This is a genomic window from Streptomyces sp. YKOK-I1 (assembly GCF_054660435.1).
Genome location: NZ_BAAGDR010000001.1, coordinates 8,349,646 through 8,365,811, shown reverse-complemented (window position 1 = coordinate 8,365,811; position 16,166 = coordinate 8,349,646). Strand labels below are relative to the sequence as shown.

Genomic DNA, 16,166 nt, shown 5'->3' with positions numbered 1-16,166 from the left:
ACACCCGGTCAAGAGTAAGTAAACCCCCAGGCTGGCCGGGATGGCACCGCCCCCCAGGCGTGCCACACCCGGCCACCCGCGCCCCTCGGTCCCGTGCCGAGGGGCGCGGCTACCTCCATTCGATCGACACCGACACTCGATCAAAGTACGACCCATCCGGCTGACGGCCCGGCCGCGCCCGCCCCACCCGCACCCGCATCAGATAGTCGATCGCCGCCCGCTGCCGCGACAGATCAAAACCCGGAGACCGCCACAACGCCACCGGATCCTCAGCAGCCAGCAACTCCGCGATCGGATTCCCCTTCACCGCATCCTTCATCTCCTCCTCCGCATCCCGCAGACGCTTCCGCGCCGGCGCCGCGGCCACCCGCCACTCCTGCATATCCATCTCGCCCGCGCCAAGCGACTCGGCCAGCTCGTCCAGCCGCCGCCTTGCAGCCCGCATCTTCTCCTGCACCGCCTTCACGTCCACCTGGGGACCGCGATGGGCAGTGAGCCGCACCACGTCCGCGTCCCGCACCAGGTTCAGCAGGTACAGCTGTACGTACTCGTCGAGGGCCTCCCCGTCGCGGATGATGCATCCCTTGCCCGTGCACCGGTACGCCGGCTGCTTGGCGTCCGCCGGGCCCGTCGCACCCTTACGGCGCGCCTTCTTCCGCGGGAAACCCGTGAGCTTCCCGTGGCACACCGCGCACTCGTAGATCCCCGACCCCAGGTACTTCCGCACGTTCGTCCCCGACGTATACCGAGCCGGGTCCTCAAGGACCGCGAGCGCACTGCGCCACGTCGGCTCATCCACCAGCGGCATCCAGTCCGCCCGCCCAATCACCTGCCCACGGTGCTGCATCAGACCCGCGTTACGTGGCCGCTTGACGATCTGGCGGAGCTGGTTGATCCCCTGCCCCTTGCCGTGGACCGAGACGGCCCCGGCCTCGGCAAGGTCTTTCGCGAGAGCCCGCAAGGAGATACCGGTCAGTACACCGATGGTGGCCTGCCCGACAAGCGCGGCCTCGGAGCCCTGCTCAAACGCGGCTCCGGTGCCGCAGGCATCGCACGTGAACGCGGCGCGCAGAGTGTCCTTGGCGTTGCAGGCCTGGCAGGCGAGATCCCTGCTGAACCGATCGACGGCGTCGCAGGCATCACAGGTGCGGTGGAGGGTGAACCCGTCGGGCCCCGTCTTGCCGCAGTCGGGGCATTGCAAGGTCCGCGGGGTCACACCGTCGGGCTCGTACCCGAAGGGGCGCGGGCCGCCGCTGTACTCGCCGTGCGACGCCTTCTGGTCCCTGGCCCGCTTCGACCGCTCGATCATCCGCTCCACCTCGTACCGGGCCTGGACACCGAGCTGCCGGGCAATCATCCGGCCGGTCGCGGTGGACAGATCGAGGTGGCCGGCCTTGACGGTACGGGTCTCGATCGCGCGGGGTGAGCAGGCGTCAATGTACTGCTCCAGCTCGACCGGGGAGCGGTGGAGACGGTCGGTGTGCCAGGCCAGGACGCAGTCGCCTTCGTCGCGGGCGAGGGCCTCGAGCATGGCCTTGTAGTCGGGGCGCGGCTTGCCGCTGTAGGCGGAGAGGTCGTTGTCCTCGAAGACGCGGACGACGCGGTATTCGACGAGGGGGGTGGAGAGCTGGGCGGCGAGGTCCTGGCAGTCGTCGATCTGCCGTTTGGTGGCGAGGTGGGCGCCTTCACGGTCCTCGCTGATGCGGGCGTAGATGAAGCAGCGGACGACCCGCTGGACGGTGGCGATGGCGCTTTCGAGTTGCTGTGGCACGGGCCGAGCATCCCACAGCAGAGGTTACTTTGGCAGACGTTCGGCTTCAGCAACATGACCTCTCTGATGGTCGCCCAGTCCAACAACGTTCCCGTGAAGGCGGTTTCGAACGGCATAGCCTCAACCGGGGTCCAGGGCGAGGACTTCGGGGCGATCACGGTGAAGAAGGACAGCCCGGTCAAGTCCGCGAAGGACCTGGAGGGCAAGAAGGTCGCCATCAACACCCTGAAGAACATCAACGAGACCGCCGTGCGCGAGTCGGTGCGCAAGGCGGGCGGCGACCCGGACAAGGTGCGGTTCGTGGAGCTCGCCTTCGACCAGATGCCGGCGGCGCTGGCCGGCGGGCAGATCGACGCGGCCATGGTGGTCGAGCCGGCGCTCGCGACCGTCAAGAGCCAGGGCGGAGTGGAGATCGCCTCCCCCCTGGTGGACGTGGCGCCGAACCTCACCGTCGCCATGTACTTCACCTCCACGCAGTACGCGCAGAAGAACCCCGCGGTGGTGAAGAAGTTCCAGGAGGCCACGGCCGAGTCCCTCGCCTACGCCGACGCGCACCCCGACGAGGTACGGGAGATCGTCACCACGTACACCAAGATCCCGGCGTCGGTGCTGGCGCAGGTCACGCTGCCGAAGTGGCCCGCCGAGGCGAACCGCGCCTCCCTCGACGCCCTGGAGAAGCTCGGCGAGCAGGACGAGCTGTTCAAGACGGCCCCGGACCTGGACAAGCTGCTGCCGTGAGGGGCGCGAACCTCGCACTCGGCACGGCCGGGCTCGCGGCCTTCCTCGCCCTGGGCGAGGCGGTGCCGCGGCTCGGCCTGGTCCAGGAGGCCTACTTCCCGCCCACCAGCCGCATCGCCGAGGCCCTGCGCGCCGAACTCGCCGACGCCGCGTTCTGGACCGCGCTCGGCGACACGCTCACCGGCTGGGCACTGGGCCTGGCGATCGCGGTCGGCGCGGGCATCGCGACGGGCGTACTGATCTCGGTCGTGCCGTATCTGCGCCGGGCGACGGCCTCCACGATCGAGTTCCTGCGCCCCATCCCGTCCGTCGCCCTGATCCCGCTGGCCGTCCTGCTGTACGGCACCGAACTGCGCTCGGTCCTGCTGCTCGTCGTCTACGCCGCGTTCTGGCAGGTCCTCGTGCAGGTCCTGTACGGCGTCCAGGACGTGGACCCCGTCGCCGAGGAGACCGCCCGCTGTTACGGCCTCGGCACCTGGGCGCGGGTGCGGCATGTGCTGTGGCCCACCGCGCTGCCGTACGTCATGACCGGGGTCCGGCTCGCCGCGGCCGTCGCGCTGATCCTCGCCATCACCACCGAACTGGTCATCGGAGCACCGGGGTTGGGCGCCCGGATCGCGGTCGCGCAGACCTCGCAGGCGGTGCCGGAGATGTACGCGCTGATCGTCGTCACCGGTGTCCTCGGCCTGCTGATCAACGTGGGTGCCCGGGCGGTGGAGCGGCGGGCGCTGGCCTGGCACCAGTCGGTGCGCGGGGAGGTGGCGGTGTGAGACGCGCCCTGCCGCGCCTGCTGTTCGCCCTGGGGCTGCCGGCCGTGCTGGTGACGGTGTGGTGGCTGGCCTCGGACGGCAGCACGAACGTGTACTGGCCGCCGCTGCGCACGATCCTGAAGGCCTTCCCGGACGTGTGGACCGGCGAGCGGCTGCGCACCGACGTCCGGCCGAGCCTGCTGCGGCTCGCCGGCGGTTACACGACGGCGGCCGTCGTCGGGGTCGCGCTGGGCACGGTCATCGGCTCGTACCGGTGGGTGCGGGCGGTGTGCGAGCCGGTGCTGGAATTCCTGCGGGCGGTGCCGCCGCCGGTCCTGGTCCCGGTCATCATGCTGTTCGCGGGGATCGGCGACACCATGAAGGTGGTCGTCATCGCGAGCGGCTGTGTGTGGCCGATCCTGCTCAACACCGTCGAGGGCGTACGGGCGGTGGACCCGGTGCTGGCGGAGACGGCCCGGTCGTACGGCATCACGGGTCTCGCGCGGCTGCGCTCGGTGGTCCTCAGGTCGGCGAGCCCGCAGATCTTCGCGGGCCTGCGCCAGGCGCTGTCCATCGGGATCATCCTGATGGTGATCAGCGAGATGTTCGCCGCGAGCAACGGGCTCGGTTTCACCATCGTGCAGTTCCAACGGAGCTTCGCCCTCCCCGACATGTGGACCGGCATCCTGCTGCTCGGCCTGCTGGGCTTCGTCCTGTCGGTCCTCTTCCAGGCGGTCGAGCGGCGGGTGCTCGGCTGGTACCACGGGCTGCGCGCCTCCACCCGGCGGTCCCCGTGACCCACGTGCCCCTCCTGAAAGGGCGGTCCATGCACGGAACGCTTGTCGTCTCCGGTCTGCGCAAGGTCTACGAGGGGTCCGGCCGCCGGGTCGAGGCGGTGCGCGACCTGACGTTCACCGTCGGGGCGGGTGAACTCGTCTGTCTCGTCGGCCCGTCGGGCTGCGGCAAGACGACCCTGCTGAAGTGCATGGCCGGGCTGCTCGCCCCGACCTGTGGTGAAGTCCTGCTGGAGGGACGGAAGGTGACCGGGCCGCCGCCCGGGATGGCGTTCGTGTTCCAGGAGTACGGGCGCAGCCTCTTCCCCTGGATGCGAGTCGGTGCGAACGTCGAACTCCCTTTGAAACAGAAAGGGTTGCCCAAGGAGCGGCGGCGGGAGCTGGTGGCCGACGCGCTGGGTTCGGTCGGGCTCTCGGACGCCGCCGGGGCGTACCCGTGGCAGCTCTCCGGCGGTATGCAGCAGCGCGTCGCGATCGCCCGGGCCCTCGCCTACGAGCCCCGCGTCCTGCTGATGGACGAGCCGTTCGCCGCCGTGGACGCCCAGACCCGCGCCGATCTGGAGGATCTCGTCCGGGGTCTGTGGCGGGAACGCGGCATGACCGTCCTGTTCGTCACCCATGACATCGACGAGGCGGTCTACCTGGGCGAGCGGGTCATCGTCCTGTCGGCCTCCCCCACCGTCGTCCGGGAGCAGCTCGAGGTCGATCTCCCCGCGGAACGCGACCAGTTGCACACCCGGGTCGCCCCGCGCTTCGCCGAACTGCGCACCCGTGTGTACGAGCAGATCCAGGCGGCCAAACGCGGGGAACCCCGGGACGCGACCGCCGGTCCTCCTCAGGACACGGTCGCCAAGGACGCCTAGATCCATCTCTCCGTCGCCGTGTCGGCGCACCGCCGCCACCACGTTCACCACCGGCGCCCGCTGGTGCCGGGTCATGCCGGTGCAGGCCGGGACGGGCAGGGTCGGCACTCTGGGCCCCGCCTGCCCGGTGAACGCGCGCGGACAGGCGTCCGCGTCGGCGGCCCCGGAGCGGCTCGCCAGGTCGGCGGTGAAGGGCCCGCGCTTCGCGGCCGTCCTGGCGGGGACCCGGGCGCCGGAGGCCGGGGCGGGGCCGCCGACGCCGTACGGGAGCGTGCCGCTCGTCCGGGTGACGGCCGGGCGGTGAGCGCCCCCGCCGCACATCTCGCCGGACCGGGCGCCGTCGGCGACCTGAACGCCGACGGTGCCCGGTCCGGCCCGGGGGCGAAAGACCACCCGGAGGTGGCTCGCGGCGCGCCGGGCGAGGGCGGTACGACGGGCCTGCGGGGCGCGGGCGCCGGGCGGGGTTCCCGGGACATCGTCGTCGACCGCGCGCACCCCCTGTCCGCCAGGGTGCGCGGGGTCCCGCAGACGATACGGCACCGGGTGGCACCCCGTCGCGGGCCGGGGTGGCGCAGCGGGCGCGGCGCCCCGTCGTCCTCCACGGAGACCGCGCCGACCGCCCGGGTACATGAAGGGTCCACTATCGTGGCATTCCCTCCTCGTTGACGGCTGAAATTGGCCACAGTTGTGGCGAGACCTGGATGTGAGTTCGAAAGACCGGCTACTCTCCACGCAGTTCACGGCGATCGCCTGTGCGGTGGGCCTGTGCCGGTGAGTGCGACGTGAGAGACGTAGGAGACCTGTCGGTGTCGGATGGCTTCGAGGTTCCGGGCGCCACGGCGACGGTGCTGCTGTCGGCCGTCGTCGCCCGTGTCGCCGTGACCGCCGACCGGCTCGGCGTGCCGCACGCGGAGGTCTTCGACACCGGACGGCTGTCCGTCGCCTCCGGTGTCCCCGAGTCCGTCGTCAAGACCCTGCTCAGCGGCCGTCCGGCGGGTGAGCCCGATGTCCAGGCCCGCTTTCTGCAACGCCTGGACCTGCTGCGCCGCACCCGGCTCAAGCCCAACGGCCGCAAGTACACCCAGCAGGAGATCGCCGACGGAGCCGGTATGTCACGGCAGCAGGCGGGCGCCCTCATCAACGGCGACCGCCGTCCCACGATGGAGCACTGCGACGCGATCCAGCGGTTCTTCCGGGTGCACGCCGGCTTCCTGACCGCGGAGGACCCCGAGGCCCTCGCGGGCGCCCTGCAGCACACCGAGCAGGAGCTGCTGCAGAAACTCGCCGCACGGGAGGCGGCCGCGGCCGCCGAGGACCCGCTGGAGCGGCTGCTCCAGGACCACGGCGTGCGCGGGATCGCCTGGCGGGCGGCCCAGCTGCCCACCGACCAGCACCGGGACAAGGTCGCGGAGTGGCTGGACATGCTCCTGGAGAGCGTGAAGCGGCCCGAGTCGTGATCCGGGGGAGAACAGTGGGCATCGCCAGGGAAATGCGCCGCCTGTGCGGCGGACTCGTCTCCGAACTGACCCTGCCGGCGCCCGCCGCGCCGGCCGACCTGTACGCCGCGCTGTGCGACGGGATGAGCAGACGCCGGGGCCGGCCCGTCCACTTCCGCACCGCGGCCTTCCCGACCGACACGGCGAGCGGGCTGTGGCTCGACATGGCCGACCAGGACCTCGTCGTCATCGAGGAACGCACCGCACCCGACCACCAGTTGGTGATCCTCGGACACGAACTGTGGCACATGAACGCGGGCCACTGCGGCCATCACGTCGAGGGCGCCTCGGTCGCGGCCCGTTTACTCACCGACGGGGCGGACCTCCAGGCGACGGTCCGCAAGGTCGCCGCACGCACCCGCTTCGACCTCTCCGACGAGAAGGACGCCGAGAGCTTCGGTCTCCTCCTCGCCAGCAAGTGCCGTACCTGGCTCGCCGGTTCGTCCCCGCGCGGCCGCGGCCGGGACGACCTGGCGGGCCGTATCGAGACCTCACTCGGCTATCTGGGACCGAAGAACTGACCTCCGCGTACGACGGTCAGGTCGCGCTGCGGCGGCTCGCCTCCCGCAGCTCGCGCACGGCCGCCTCGGACAGCTCCGGGTGGGCCCGGGGACGGCCCTCGCGCAGGAGCCGGCGCCAGTGGTCGCGGCTCCAGGCGGCCGGGGCGGTGGTGCGGGTGAACTCCTCGACCAGGGCGAGGAACCGGGCCGGGTCGGTGTGGAACGGAAAGTGCCCGGCGCCCTCGAAGATCTCCAGCCGGCTGCCCGGCATCGCCTCGTGGGCGCGGTGGGCGTGCCGGACCGGCACCACGCTGTCCCGGTCGCCCCACAGCAGCATGGTGGGCATCCCCGCGGTCAGATAGCAGCGGTCGAGCATGGTCACCACCTGCCCGCGCCAGTCGACGACGGCCCGCAGCGTGCGGATGAACGCGTCCCGGGAGGTGGTGTCCGGCAGCGCGTCGACGAGGCGCAGCAAGTCGGGTGCGTCCTGACCGAGATCGGTGTCGAGCAGCTTCATCAGCCCGGTCACCAGACCGACTTGCAGACGCATGCCGGGCAACCGCAGGGCGGACAGCGCGAGATGGGCGGCGGGCAGGGAGACCAGCCGCAGGGCGGGGTTGACCTCGCGGCCCACTCCGCCGGCGCTGACGAGGACGAGCCGTTCGGTGCGCTCGGGGAACTGGTAGGCGAACTGCATCGCCACTCCCCCGCCGAGCGAGTGGCCCACGAGGGTCGCCGACTCGATGCCGAGCGTGGTCAGCAGGTCGCGCAGTCCGTTGGCGTACGCGGCGACCGAGTAGTCGGCACGCGGCTTGTCGGAGGCGCCGTGGCCGAGGAGGTCGGGGGCGATGACGGTGTGGGTGCGGGCGAGGCCGGGGATCAGCTCGGCCCAGGTCGCCGAGGAGTCTCCGATGCCATGGACGAGGACCAGGGCGGGGCCCTGTCCGGCCCGGCGGAAGGCACGGCGGTGACCGTGCACGACCCGGTACTCGAGGGCCGGCTCCCGGTCGCCTGCGAGGCGCGGTCCCACGGCGCGCACCGGACGCCGCGTCGAGACGTCGAACACTCGTCCTCCTCCCTGGTCGAAACCGCTTCCTCCCAGCGTAGGGACCGTTTCTCCCGGGGGATTTCGGTGAGGTTTCACCTCCGCTAAGCGGGCGAACCGGCGGGCGGTGCGACCGGATTGTCAGTGGTGGGCGGCAAGCTGGGGGGTGCGCCGTCGCGGGGCGGCGTCCGCGCCGCCCCGGCGGCGCGGAGACGACGCCGACACGGGGAGAGCCGACCGATGCCCACTGCCGTACTGACCGACCGCGAGCGCACCGCCGTGCAGGCCTATCTGCGGCTGCTGCACACCGTCCGTGCCGTCTTCGGCGAGGATGCCGGCGGCGCGCGGCCGGGCACCGCCGGCCCGCCGCCCGTCCGGCGGCTGCCCCCGGTGGTCCCGCCCGCCGTCCTGGCGGAGGCGGAGCGGGCGCTGGCGGAGGCGGGACTCGCGGGCAACGAGGAGGAGTTCTTCCGACTGCTGCAGAGCTGGTGCCCCACGGTCTGACGGGCCTGCGGTCCCCGGGGACCTCAGCGGTGGTGGACGGTGACCGCCGTGGCCACCAGCCCCCCGCGGACCGTCCAGGAGCCGTCGAAGTGCCCGAGCCGGTGGCCGCCGAGCACCGGTCCGGGCACCAGGAGCCGGGCGCGGAAGGTGCCGCGCCCCTCCCCGTCCGTCCCGGCCGAGACGTCGATGTCGGCCTCGCTGAAGTCCAGCCACTTTCGGGTGAGGGGGAACCACGCCTTGTAGACGGACTCCTTGGCGCTGAACAGCAGCCGGTCCCAGTGCACCTCCGGCCGCCGGACGCCCAGCCGGGCGAGCCGCTCCTCCTCGGCGGGCAAGGCGACGGCCTTCAGCACCCCTTCCGGGAGCGCCTGGTGGGGCTCGGCGTCCACGCCGAGGGCGGCCAGGTCGGCGGCGCGGACCAGGGCGGCCGCACAGTAGCCCTCGCAGTGGGTCATGCTGCCGGTGAGGCCGTCCGGCCACTGCGGCGCGCCGCGCTCACCGGGCAGCACCGGCTGCGGGGGCACCCCGAGCTTCTCCATGGCGCGCCGGGCGCAGGAGCGTACGACGGTGAACTCGCGGCGCCGCTTGGGGACCGCGCGCGCCACCAGCGCCTCCTCCTCGGGGTACAGCGGCGCGTCCCCGAACTCCCGGACGCCCTCCTCCCCGAAGGCCTCGACGGCCACCACGGACTCCGGCAGCAGGTCCTCGATCACCGGTCCTCGCTCTCCGCCGGCGTCTCCCGCCGCGTCAGGATCGTGTCCTCGGCGGGTGCGGGCAGGATGCGGCGCAGCCGGCCCGGCGGCTGCACGCGCTGCCGCCACTCGCGCGGGTAGCCCACCGAGACCTCCTCGAAGCGGACGCCCTCGTGCCAGGTGGTGCGCGGGATGTGCAGATGGCCGAAGACCATGGTCGCGACCCGGAAGCGGCGGTGCCAGTCGGCCGTCAGCTCCGTGCCGCACCACATGGCGAACTCCGGGTGCCACAGCACGTCCATCGGGTGGCGGTGCAGCGGGTAGTGGTTGACGGGAACGACCGGGAGGTCGGCCGGCAGTTCGGCGAGCCGGCGTTCGGTCTCGGCGACCCGGGCCCGGCACCAGGCCTCGCGGCTCGGGTAGGGGTCGGGGTGCAGCAGGTACTCGTCGTTGCAGACGATGCCGGTGCCCTGCGCGTACGCGAGGCCCTCCTCCCTGGTCGTGCAGCCGGCCGGCAGGAACGAGTAGTCGTACAACAGGAACAGCGGCGCCACGACGACCGGTCCGCCCGGGCCCTCCCACACCGGGTAGGGGTCCTCGGGGGTGACCACGCCCAAGTCCCGGCACAGGCCCACGAGATGCTCGTACCGGGCGACGCCCCGCAGGGTGACGGGGTCGGAGGGGTGGGTCCACAGCTCGTGGTTGCCGGGCACCCAGACCACCTTGCGGAACCGGCCCGCGAGGGTCTTCAGCGCCCAGCGGATGTCGGCCACGTTCTCGGAGACGTCCCCGGCCACCAGCAGCCAGTCCTCGTCCGTGTCCGGGGCCATCCGCTCGACCAGGGCACGGTTCTCGGGATAGCCGATGTGCAGATCGCTGATGGCCAGCAACTGCCCGGCACCACCGGCCGTCGACGTCACCTCGCGTCCTTCCGTCCACCACCCACGAAGGTCACCACGACAGCACATTCGCGGGCGCGGAACAAGGCCGCCCCATGCGTGTCACGCAGACGCACACCACGGTTACCGATTGGTCACTTCCTTACCGGACGGGGTGACATTGGTGAACAAGATCAGAAAATCCGTAACACGCGCGTTGCACGCGGCACCGCTGGGAAGCCGTATGATCGCCCCAACACCACCGCCATGGAAGCCCCTTCAGCAGGGCGGTTTGGTGACCCTCCAATCCCCCTGCCCGGGCACGGGCTCGCTTTGCCCTGCCCGCGACCCCTGAAAGGCGGCCTCGCATGGTCTCTCGCGTACGCGTCTGGCTCAACCGCACGTACGCGGAGAACGTGTTCTTCATGGATCAGCTGCGGAGAAATCCCAGCGATCGCGCGGTGGAGATCCATGCGACGCACGGCGACGCGGACTCGCCCGTGCTGGCCGCCGCCGACACCGCCGACCTGGAGCCGGAGGGCCTGTCCCCCGCCGCCTACGTCGAGTACGCGCTGGACCAGTGCCAGCGCCGCGGCATCGACGTGTTCGTGCCCCGGCTGGAGCAGGCGGCGATCGTGGCGCACCGCGCCGACTTCGAGGCGATCGGCACGGCCCTGCTGGCGCCCACCCCCGAGGCCGTCGCGGTGTTCGAGGACAAGGTCGTCGCGTACGAGGCCGTCCGGGCGATCGGAGTGCCGGTGCCGCCGTGGTACCGGGCCCGCAATGCCGACGAACTCGTCACCGCCGTCGAGGAGTTGGAGGAGGCGGGGTACCGGGCCTGCTTCAAGCCGGCCTCCGGCGCCGGCGGGGTGGGCTTCCGGGTGATCACCCGTGCCCCCTTCTCGCTCATGCACCTCAGCGGCTTCCCGACGCCGTACGTCCAGCTGGACATGGTCGTCGAGGCGCTGAAGCAGGCCGACGAGGCCGTGGACTGGCTGGTGATGCCCCGTCTGGAGCAGCCGGAGGTGTCCGTGGACTGCCTCACCGGCCCCGACAACCGGGTGCGGATGGCCATCGGCCGCAGCAAGAACGGCCGCCGTCGTGGCTTCACCCTCCAGGAGCAGTGGCTGGAGCCGGCCCGGCGCATCGCCGAGGGCTTCGGGCTGCACTACCTGTCCAACATCCAGTTCCGTATGTTCGGCGACGAGCCGGTCCTGATGGACGTCAACACGCGTCCCGCCGGCGGGCTGCACCAGCTGTCGCTGTGCGGGGTCAACGCCCCCTGGGCCGCCGTGCAGTTGGCGCTCGGGGAGGACCCGGGCGAGGTCGTGCCGCCGTTCCTCGGACAGGACTACACGGTGGTGTCCGGGCCGCGGCCGCTGCGTGCGGTGTCGCTGCCGCACCAGCGGATCGAGGACAGCGCCGAGCCGCTGCTGCCCGCCGTTCCCGCGCAGGCCGAGGCCGTCGTCTCCGTGCCGGCCGGCGCCGTCGAGGTGACACCGGCCGGCGCGGCGGAGGTGCTGCCGCTCTAACGGACGTTTCTCTCACCGGTATGGACCAATTCCGACACTCACCTTGACAGGCGGATTGGTCCATACCAACTTTGTTGCGCACCCCCTTCGCAGTTCTGCACTCCCGAACACCCCCATACCTTCAGGGAGATCGCGTGCGCACCACACCCCACAGACGCCCCTGGCGTCGAGCTCTCGCCCTGCTGGGCTCCGCGGCCCTCGCGCTCGCCGGGGCCATCGCCCTGCCCGGCACCGCCGAGGCCGCGAACGTCCTCACCAACCCCGGTCTCGAATCCGGCTCCCTCTCCCCCTGGTCCTGCACCGGCAACCTCGGCCAGGTCGTCTCCTCGCCCGTGCACGGCGGCTCCAGGGCCCTTGCGGGCGCGGTGAGTGCGAGTGACATCGCCAAGTGCAGCCAGACCGTCTCCGTCCAGCCGAACACGACGTACGCACTGACCGGCTGGGTGCGGGGCAGTTACGTCTACCTCGGCGTCGACGGCGGCGCCTCGACCTGGACCTCGTCGCCTTCGGCGTACAGCCGGCTGTCGGTGTCCTTCACCACCGGCGCCTCGCAGACCAGTGCGACCGTGTACGTGCACGGCTGGTACGCCCAGGGCACCTACTACGCCGACGACATCGGCCTGGACGGGCCGGGCGGCGGGGGCGGCGGCTCGGACACCCAGGCGCCCACCGCGCCGACCGGGCTGACCTCCACCGGCAAGACCTCCTCCAGCGTGTCGCTCTCCTGGGGCGCCTCCTCGGACAACACCGGCGTCACGGCGTACGACGTCTACAGCGGCTCCTCGCGGGTGCTGAGCGTCTCCTCCACCTCCGCCACCGTCAGCGGGCTCTCCCCGAGCACGGCGTACACCTTCAGCGTGCGGGCGCGCGACGCCGCCGGGAACGTCTCCGGGTCCTCCAACTCGGTGTCGGTGACGACGAGCGCGGGCAGCGGCGGGACCTCGTTCAAACAGGCGGCGCCCTATCTGTACGAGGGCTGGGGCGATCCGCCGAACGTGTCCACGGTGATGAGCGCGACCGGCATCAAGTGGTTCACGATGGCGTTCATGCTCGACGGGGGCGGCTGCAACCCGATGTGGGACAGCACCCGTCCGCTGACGGGCGGCGTCGACCAGAGCGTCATCAACCAGGTCCGTGCGGCGGGCGGTGACATCGTGCCGTCGTTCGGCGGCTGGCAGGGCAGCAAGCTCGGCGCCAACTGCTCCTCCGCGAGCGCCCTCGCGGCCGCGCTCCAGAAGGTGATCGACGCCTACGGTCTGAAGGCGATCGACATGGACGTAGAGAACACGGACGAGTTCGAGAACGAGGCCGTGCAGGCGCGGATCCTGACCGCGCTGAAGACCGTGAAGACCAACAACCCCGGGCTGAGGACCATCGTCACCTTCGGCACCTCGACCACCGGTCCGACGTACTACGGCAACCGTCTCATCGAGCAGGCCAAGTCGATCGGCGCCGACATCGACGTCTTCACCATCATGCCGTTCGACTTCGGCGGCGGCTCCGACATGTACGGCAACACCGTGAACGCCGCCGAGGGGCTGAAGGCCAAGCTGAAGTCCACCTTCGGCTGGGACGACTCCACCGCCTACGCCCACATCGGCATCTCCGGCATGAACGGGCTCTCCGACCAGCAGGAGAACACCACTCCGGCGATCTGGACTTCGATCCGGGACTGGGCCAACGCGCACCACATCGCCCGGTTGGCCTACTGGGCCGTCAACCGTGACCGGTCCTGCCCCGGCGGCGGCGTGGTGAGCAACTGCTCCGGCATCAGCCAGGGCACCTGGCAGTTCACCTCCATCACGGCGGGCTTCACCGGCTGAGCGGTCGCGCCCCCGCCGCCCGGTGACCGCTTCCGGGCGCCACCCCGCACCGCCCTGCCCCACCGCGCGCCGGTTCCCCGGATCCCGCTCCTGGATCCGGGGAAATTTCTTTCACCCGGGGTGTATCACGGCGCGAGGTGCGGGTTCTAAAGGGTGTAACCGCGAGGGCTCACCGGGGACGACGGGGGAACGTGAGGGTCCCGGTGAGCCGGCGCGGAGGCACCGCGGTTCAGGGTTCACCGTTCGACGTCGGTGCACGGGGGGATCGGGGAAGCACCAGCCCCCGGGAGTCATGGGGGATGCCCGGGGGCACGGGGGATCGGGGCGGACGGCCGCTGTCACGGGGAGCGGCCGCCCGCTCCCGCCCTGTCCTCAGCCCGTCGGATAGCCCCAGGCGCGGGCGATCCCGGTCAGCCGGGGCGGCAGCGCGAGGGCCGGGTCGGCGGTGCGGGCGGGCTGGATGCGGCCCGACTTGATGGTGCTGGACCAGTCGCCGAGCTTCGGCCGGAACGCGCCGTGGTCACCTCGGCCGTACTCCAGCATCGCGGGCTCCCACTCCACCCCGAGGTGGGCGCACAACTCCCGGGTGACGCGCTCCGGTTCGGCGGTGAGCTCCTCGTACCTCACCACGAGGGCGCCGGCGAGGCCCAGCCGGGCCTCCTCCAGCCTCTCGGCGTAGCCGAGCACCTCGGCGCGGATGGCGTCGTGGTCGGGGTCCTTGCGCCGGTCGGTGAGGGAGGCGACGACCGCGCCCGGGTGGCGCAGCAGCAGGATGTGCCGGGCATGCGGCCAACATCGGTGCAGCCGCGGCCAGATGAGGGTGTTGGCCGGCGTCTTGTCGACGATGACCTCCTTGCCGCTGCGGGTGAGCTCCCGGTGCAGCACCCGGTCCCAGAGCATGTGCTCCAGTTCCGTGCGGTCGAGTTCGAGCGCCTTCATGGCCTCGGCGGTGAAGTCACGGCTCAGCTTCACGTGCAGGGTGCGCAGATGCATCTCGTGCGGGGCGCGGATCCGGCTGTGGCTGTTGAGGATCACCCGCAGCAGGGTGGACCCCGAGCGCACCGAGGAGAGCACGAAGACCGGGGACTCCACCAGACGGGGGCCCGCCGGGGCGGTGTACGGGGCCGCAGCGGGCGCGGGCTCCCGGCGCGGGGAGGGAATCGCGTCCAGGGTGCGCCGCGGCGGACTCACCGCCTCCCGCATGAGTCTCCCGCGGCGCTTCAGCCCCTTGACTGCCGCCGCTATGCGCGTATCCCTCACGTCGACACCTCTCTCTTGCGCCTGGCGCCCGCATCCCAGGGGCCCAAGACGACGTTCAGGTGTCCCGCAGATGAAGCGCGGTGGCCACGGAACGCCCCATTCCGCCCCTGACCTGCCCTCTTACCGCTTTCTTAATTGTTCATATGACTTACCTGGGTGTGTGCTGGGTGTGCGGGTGCCCGTGATCCTCAGAACCGGCCCGAGCCCCGGTAGAGCTCCAGCTCACCGTCCAGTTCCACGGCGAGCACGGTGGCGTACGGGTCGAGGTCGGCCCCGGCCGGCGGGTCGATCCACAGCACCCCGACCGCCTCGTGCAGCCCGCCCACGACCTGGTGCCCGAGTTCGGTCCCGGTGCCGAGGACGGTGACCCGGCGCACCGGCGTCGCCAGCCCCCGGACGCCGATCTCCGCGCGCGGGGCGTCGAACAGGGTGAGGTAGAGGGTGCGGCCGTCGGCGGAGAGGGTGCTGGGGCCGTAGTGGTGCCCGGCGGGCAGCCCGCGGACCGTCCCGTACACGGCGTCGGCGTGTCTGCGGATCCAGTCCCCCAGTCCCTCCAGCCGTTCGACCTGCGGCTGCGGGATGGTGCCGTCCTCCATCGGGCCGACGTCCAGCAGCAGATTGCCACCTCCGCCGATGGTCTCCGTGAAGTAACGGATCAGCTGGGCCAGGGACTTGTGGTGCTGGTCGTGGTGCTGGTAGCCCCAGGAGTCGTTGATCGTCAGGCACAGCTCCCAGGGGCCGTCCGGCGGCACGATCGGGGCGCCCTGCTCGGGAGTCGCGTAGTCGCCCTCGCTGAGCATCCGGGCGTTGAAGACGACGTCCGGGCTGTACGACCTGATGAGCGCCGCGAGTTCGGGAATGCGCCACTGCTCCTCGCTGCGGTCCCACTCCCCGTCGAACCACATCAGGTCGGGCCGGTAGCGGGAGGCCAACTCCCTGATCTGGCCGTCCCGGTAGGCGATGAACCGCTCCCAGGCCTGAAGATCCTCGTCCTCGGCCGAGCACTCCGAGTAGCGGTTGTCCTCCAACTCCGGCGGGCGGCCCGGCTTGCGGGTGCTGGCGTAGTCGGGGTGGTTCCAGTCCGAGTGGGAGTAGTACAGGCCTACCTTCAGACCCTTCTCCCGCAGCGCGTCGGCGTAGCCGGTGAGGTAGTCGCGCCCGAGACTCAGATCGCCGTACGCCGTGTCCCACAGCGCCACACCGTCGTGGTGACGGCTCGTCAGCACCGCGTACCGGGCGCCGGCCCGGGCGAACAGGTCGGCCCATGCCTTCGGGTCGTAGCGGGCTCCGGTGAACCGGCCGAGCTGGGACATGTACCGCTCGTGCGGGACGATGTCGTCGTAGAACGACCAGGACTCCTGGACGCCGTCGACGGCGTAGATGCCCCAGTGGACGAAGATCCCCAACTTGGCGTCGGTGAACCAGGGTTGCATGGGCACGGCTGAACTCCTCGGCAAAGAGGGGGACTTCGGGGAAAGGGCGGGCACGGTGGTGCAGTACCGTGCCCGCCCGGCAGAGGTC

15 protein-coding genes and 1 pseudogene are annotated in these 16,166 nt (G+C 71.4%); 10 read left to right on the top strand and 6 right to left on the bottom strand.

The window, feature by feature from the left end:
- Window positions 1-109: 109 nt before the first annotated feature.
- Window positions 110-1,771 (bottom strand): recombinase family protein, encoded by a 1,662-nt coding sequence (locus ACYQ8Q_RS37055; protein WP_460071047.1) that lies wholly within the window; start codon window positions 1,769-1,771, stop codon window positions 110-112.
- A 39-nt stretch (window positions 1,772-1,810) separates the two neighbouring features.
- Between ACYQ8Q_RS37055 and ACYQ8Q_RS37050 the strand changes: the two are divergent.
- The 7 genes and pseudogenes from ACYQ8Q_RS37050 to ACYQ8Q_RS37020 all read left to right on the top strand — a co-directional run.
- Window positions 1,811-2,509 (top strand): annotated as a pseudogene (locus ACYQ8Q_RS37050) (ABC transporter substrate-binding protein); the annotation flags it as partial.
- Window positions 2,506-3,279 (top strand): ABC transporter permease, encoded by a 774-nt coding sequence (locus ACYQ8Q_RS37045; protein ID WP_460071046.1) that lies wholly within the window; start codon window positions 2,506-2,508, stop codon window positions 3,277-3,279. The pseudogene ACYQ8Q_RS37050 and the gene ACYQ8Q_RS37045, both read left to right, overlap by 4 nt.
- The gene (locus ACYQ8Q_RS37040; protein ID WP_460071045.1) at window positions 3,276-4,055 is read left to right on the top strand and encodes an ABC transporter permease; all 780 of its coding nucleotides are present in this window, start codon (window positions 3,276-3,278) and stop codon (window positions 4,053-4,055) included. Before ACYQ8Q_RS37045 ends, ACYQ8Q_RS37040 begins: the two co-directional genes overlap by 4 nt.
- Before the next feature lie 29 nt (window positions 4,056-4,084).
- On the top strand, window positions 4,085-4,915 hold the full coding sequence (locus ACYQ8Q_RS37035; protein WP_460071044.1) for an ABC transporter ATP-binding protein: 831 nt from the start codon (window positions 4,085-4,087) through the stop codon (window positions 4,913-4,915).
- 73 nt (window positions 4,916-4,988) lie between these two features.
- Window positions 4,989-5,219: a hypothetical protein gene (locus ACYQ8Q_RS37030; protein WP_460071043.1), complete on the top strand. Its 231-nt coding sequence runs from the start codon at window positions 4,989-4,991 to the stop codon at window positions 5,217-5,219.
- A gap of 502 nt (window positions 5,220-5,721) precedes the next feature.
- A complete protein-coding gene (locus tag ACYQ8Q_RS37025) occupies window positions 5,722-6,372 on the top strand; it encodes a helix-turn-helix domain-containing protein (protein ID WP_460073647.1) in 651 nt (216 codons plus the stop codon).
- A 32-nt stretch (window positions 6,373-6,404) separates the two neighbouring features.
- Entirely contained in the window at window positions 6,405-6,932 is a 528-nt protein-coding gene (locus ACYQ8Q_RS37020) for a toxin-antitoxin system, toxin component (protein ID WP_460073646.1), read from the top strand.
- A gap of 16 nt (window positions 6,933-6,948) precedes the next feature.
- Here ACYQ8Q_RS37020 and ACYQ8Q_RS37015 read toward each other — a convergent pair whose 3' ends face one another.
- Window positions 6,949-7,977, bottom strand: coding sequence for an alpha/beta fold hydrolase (locus ACYQ8Q_RS37015; RefSeq protein ID WP_460071042.1), 1,029 nt, complete (start codon window positions 7,975-7,977; stop codon window positions 6,949-6,951).
- A gap of 219 nt (window positions 7,978-8,196) precedes the next feature.
- Between ACYQ8Q_RS37015 and ACYQ8Q_RS37010 the strand changes: the two genes are divergently transcribed.
- Window positions 8,197-8,460, top strand: a complete 264-nt coding sequence (locus ACYQ8Q_RS37010; protein ID WP_460071041.1) for a hypothetical protein — start codon at window positions 8,197-8,199, stop codon at window positions 8,458-8,460.
- A gap of 23 nt (window positions 8,461-8,483) precedes the next feature.
- On the opposite strand, the gene ACYQ8Q_RS37005 is transcribed toward ACYQ8Q_RS37010, so the two are convergent.
- Together ACYQ8Q_RS37005 and ACYQ8Q_RS37000 are read right to left on the bottom strand one after the other, a co-directional pair.
- Entirely contained in the window at window positions 8,484-9,173 is a 690-nt protein-coding gene (locus ACYQ8Q_RS37005; protein WP_460071040.1) for a 4'-phosphopantetheinyl transferase family protein, read from the bottom strand.
- A complete protein-coding gene (locus ACYQ8Q_RS37000) occupies window positions 9,170-10,072 on the bottom strand; it encodes a metallophosphoesterase family protein (RefSeq protein ID WP_460071039.1) in 903 nt (300 codons plus the stop codon). The genes ACYQ8Q_RS37005 and ACYQ8Q_RS37000 overlap by 4 nt, the downstream gene beginning before the upstream one ends.
- Window positions 10,073-10,398: 326 nt before the next feature.
- On the opposite strand from ACYQ8Q_RS37000, the gene ACYQ8Q_RS36995 reads away from it, so the two are divergent.
- Together ACYQ8Q_RS36995 and ACYQ8Q_RS36990 are read left to right on the top strand one after the other, a co-directional pair.
- Window positions 10,399-11,562: an ATP-grasp domain-containing protein gene (locus ACYQ8Q_RS36995; protein WP_460071038.1), complete on the top strand. Its 1,164-nt coding sequence runs from the start codon at window positions 10,399-10,401 to the stop codon at window positions 11,560-11,562.
- 134 nt (window positions 11,563-11,696) lie between these two features.
- Entirely contained in the window at window positions 11,697-13,385 is a 1,689-nt protein-coding gene (locus ACYQ8Q_RS36990) for a fibronectin type III domain-containing protein (protein ID WP_460071037.1), read from the top strand.
- Window positions 13,386-13,757: 372 nt separating this feature from the next.
- Here ACYQ8Q_RS36990 and ACYQ8Q_RS36985 read toward each other — a convergent pair whose 3' ends face one another.
- Together ACYQ8Q_RS36985 and ACYQ8Q_RS36980 are read right to left on the bottom strand one after the other, a co-directional pair.
- Window positions 13,758-14,588, bottom strand: a complete 831-nt coding sequence (locus ACYQ8Q_RS36985) for a sulfotransferase family protein (protein ID WP_460073644.1) — start codon at window positions 14,586-14,588, stop codon at window positions 13,758-13,760.
- A gap of 245 nt (window positions 14,589-14,833) precedes the next feature.
- Window positions 14,834-16,084 carry an alpha-L-fucosidase gene (locus ACYQ8Q_RS36980; RefSeq protein ID WP_460071036.1) on the bottom strand — a complete coding sequence of 417 codons (1,251 nt, stop codon included), beginning with the start codon at window positions 16,082-16,084 and terminating at the stop codon, window positions 14,834-14,836.
- Window positions 16,085-16,166: the final 82 nt, after the last annotated feature.

Excerpts from the sequence above, each read along its gene's own strand:
- ACYQ8Q_RS37035 (WP_460071044.1), top strand. The coding sequence starts at position 4,085 with ATGCACGGAACGCTTGTCGTCTCCGGTCTGCGCAAGGTCTACGAGGGG.
- ACYQ8Q_RS37030 (WP_460071043.1), top strand. The coding sequence starts at position 4,989 with ATGCCGGTGCAGGCCGGGACGGGCAGGGTCGGCACTCTGGGCCCCGCC.
- ACYQ8Q_RS37020 (WP_460073646.1), top strand. The coding sequence starts at position 6,405 with ATGCGCCGCCTGTGCGGCGGACTCGTCTCCGAACTGACCCTGCCGGCG.
- ACYQ8Q_RS37010 (WP_460071041.1), top strand. The coding sequence starts at position 8,197 with ATGCCCACTGCCGTACTGACCGACCGCGAGCGCACCGCCGTGCAGGCC.
- ACYQ8Q_RS36995 (WP_460071038.1), top strand. The coding sequence starts at position 10,399 with ATGGTCTCTCGCGTACGCGTCTGGCTCAACCGCACGTACGCGGAGAAC.
- ACYQ8Q_RS36985 (WP_460073644.1), bottom strand. The coding sequence starts at position 14,588 with ATGCGGGAGGCGGTGAGTCCGCCGCGGCGCACCCTGGACGCGATTCCC.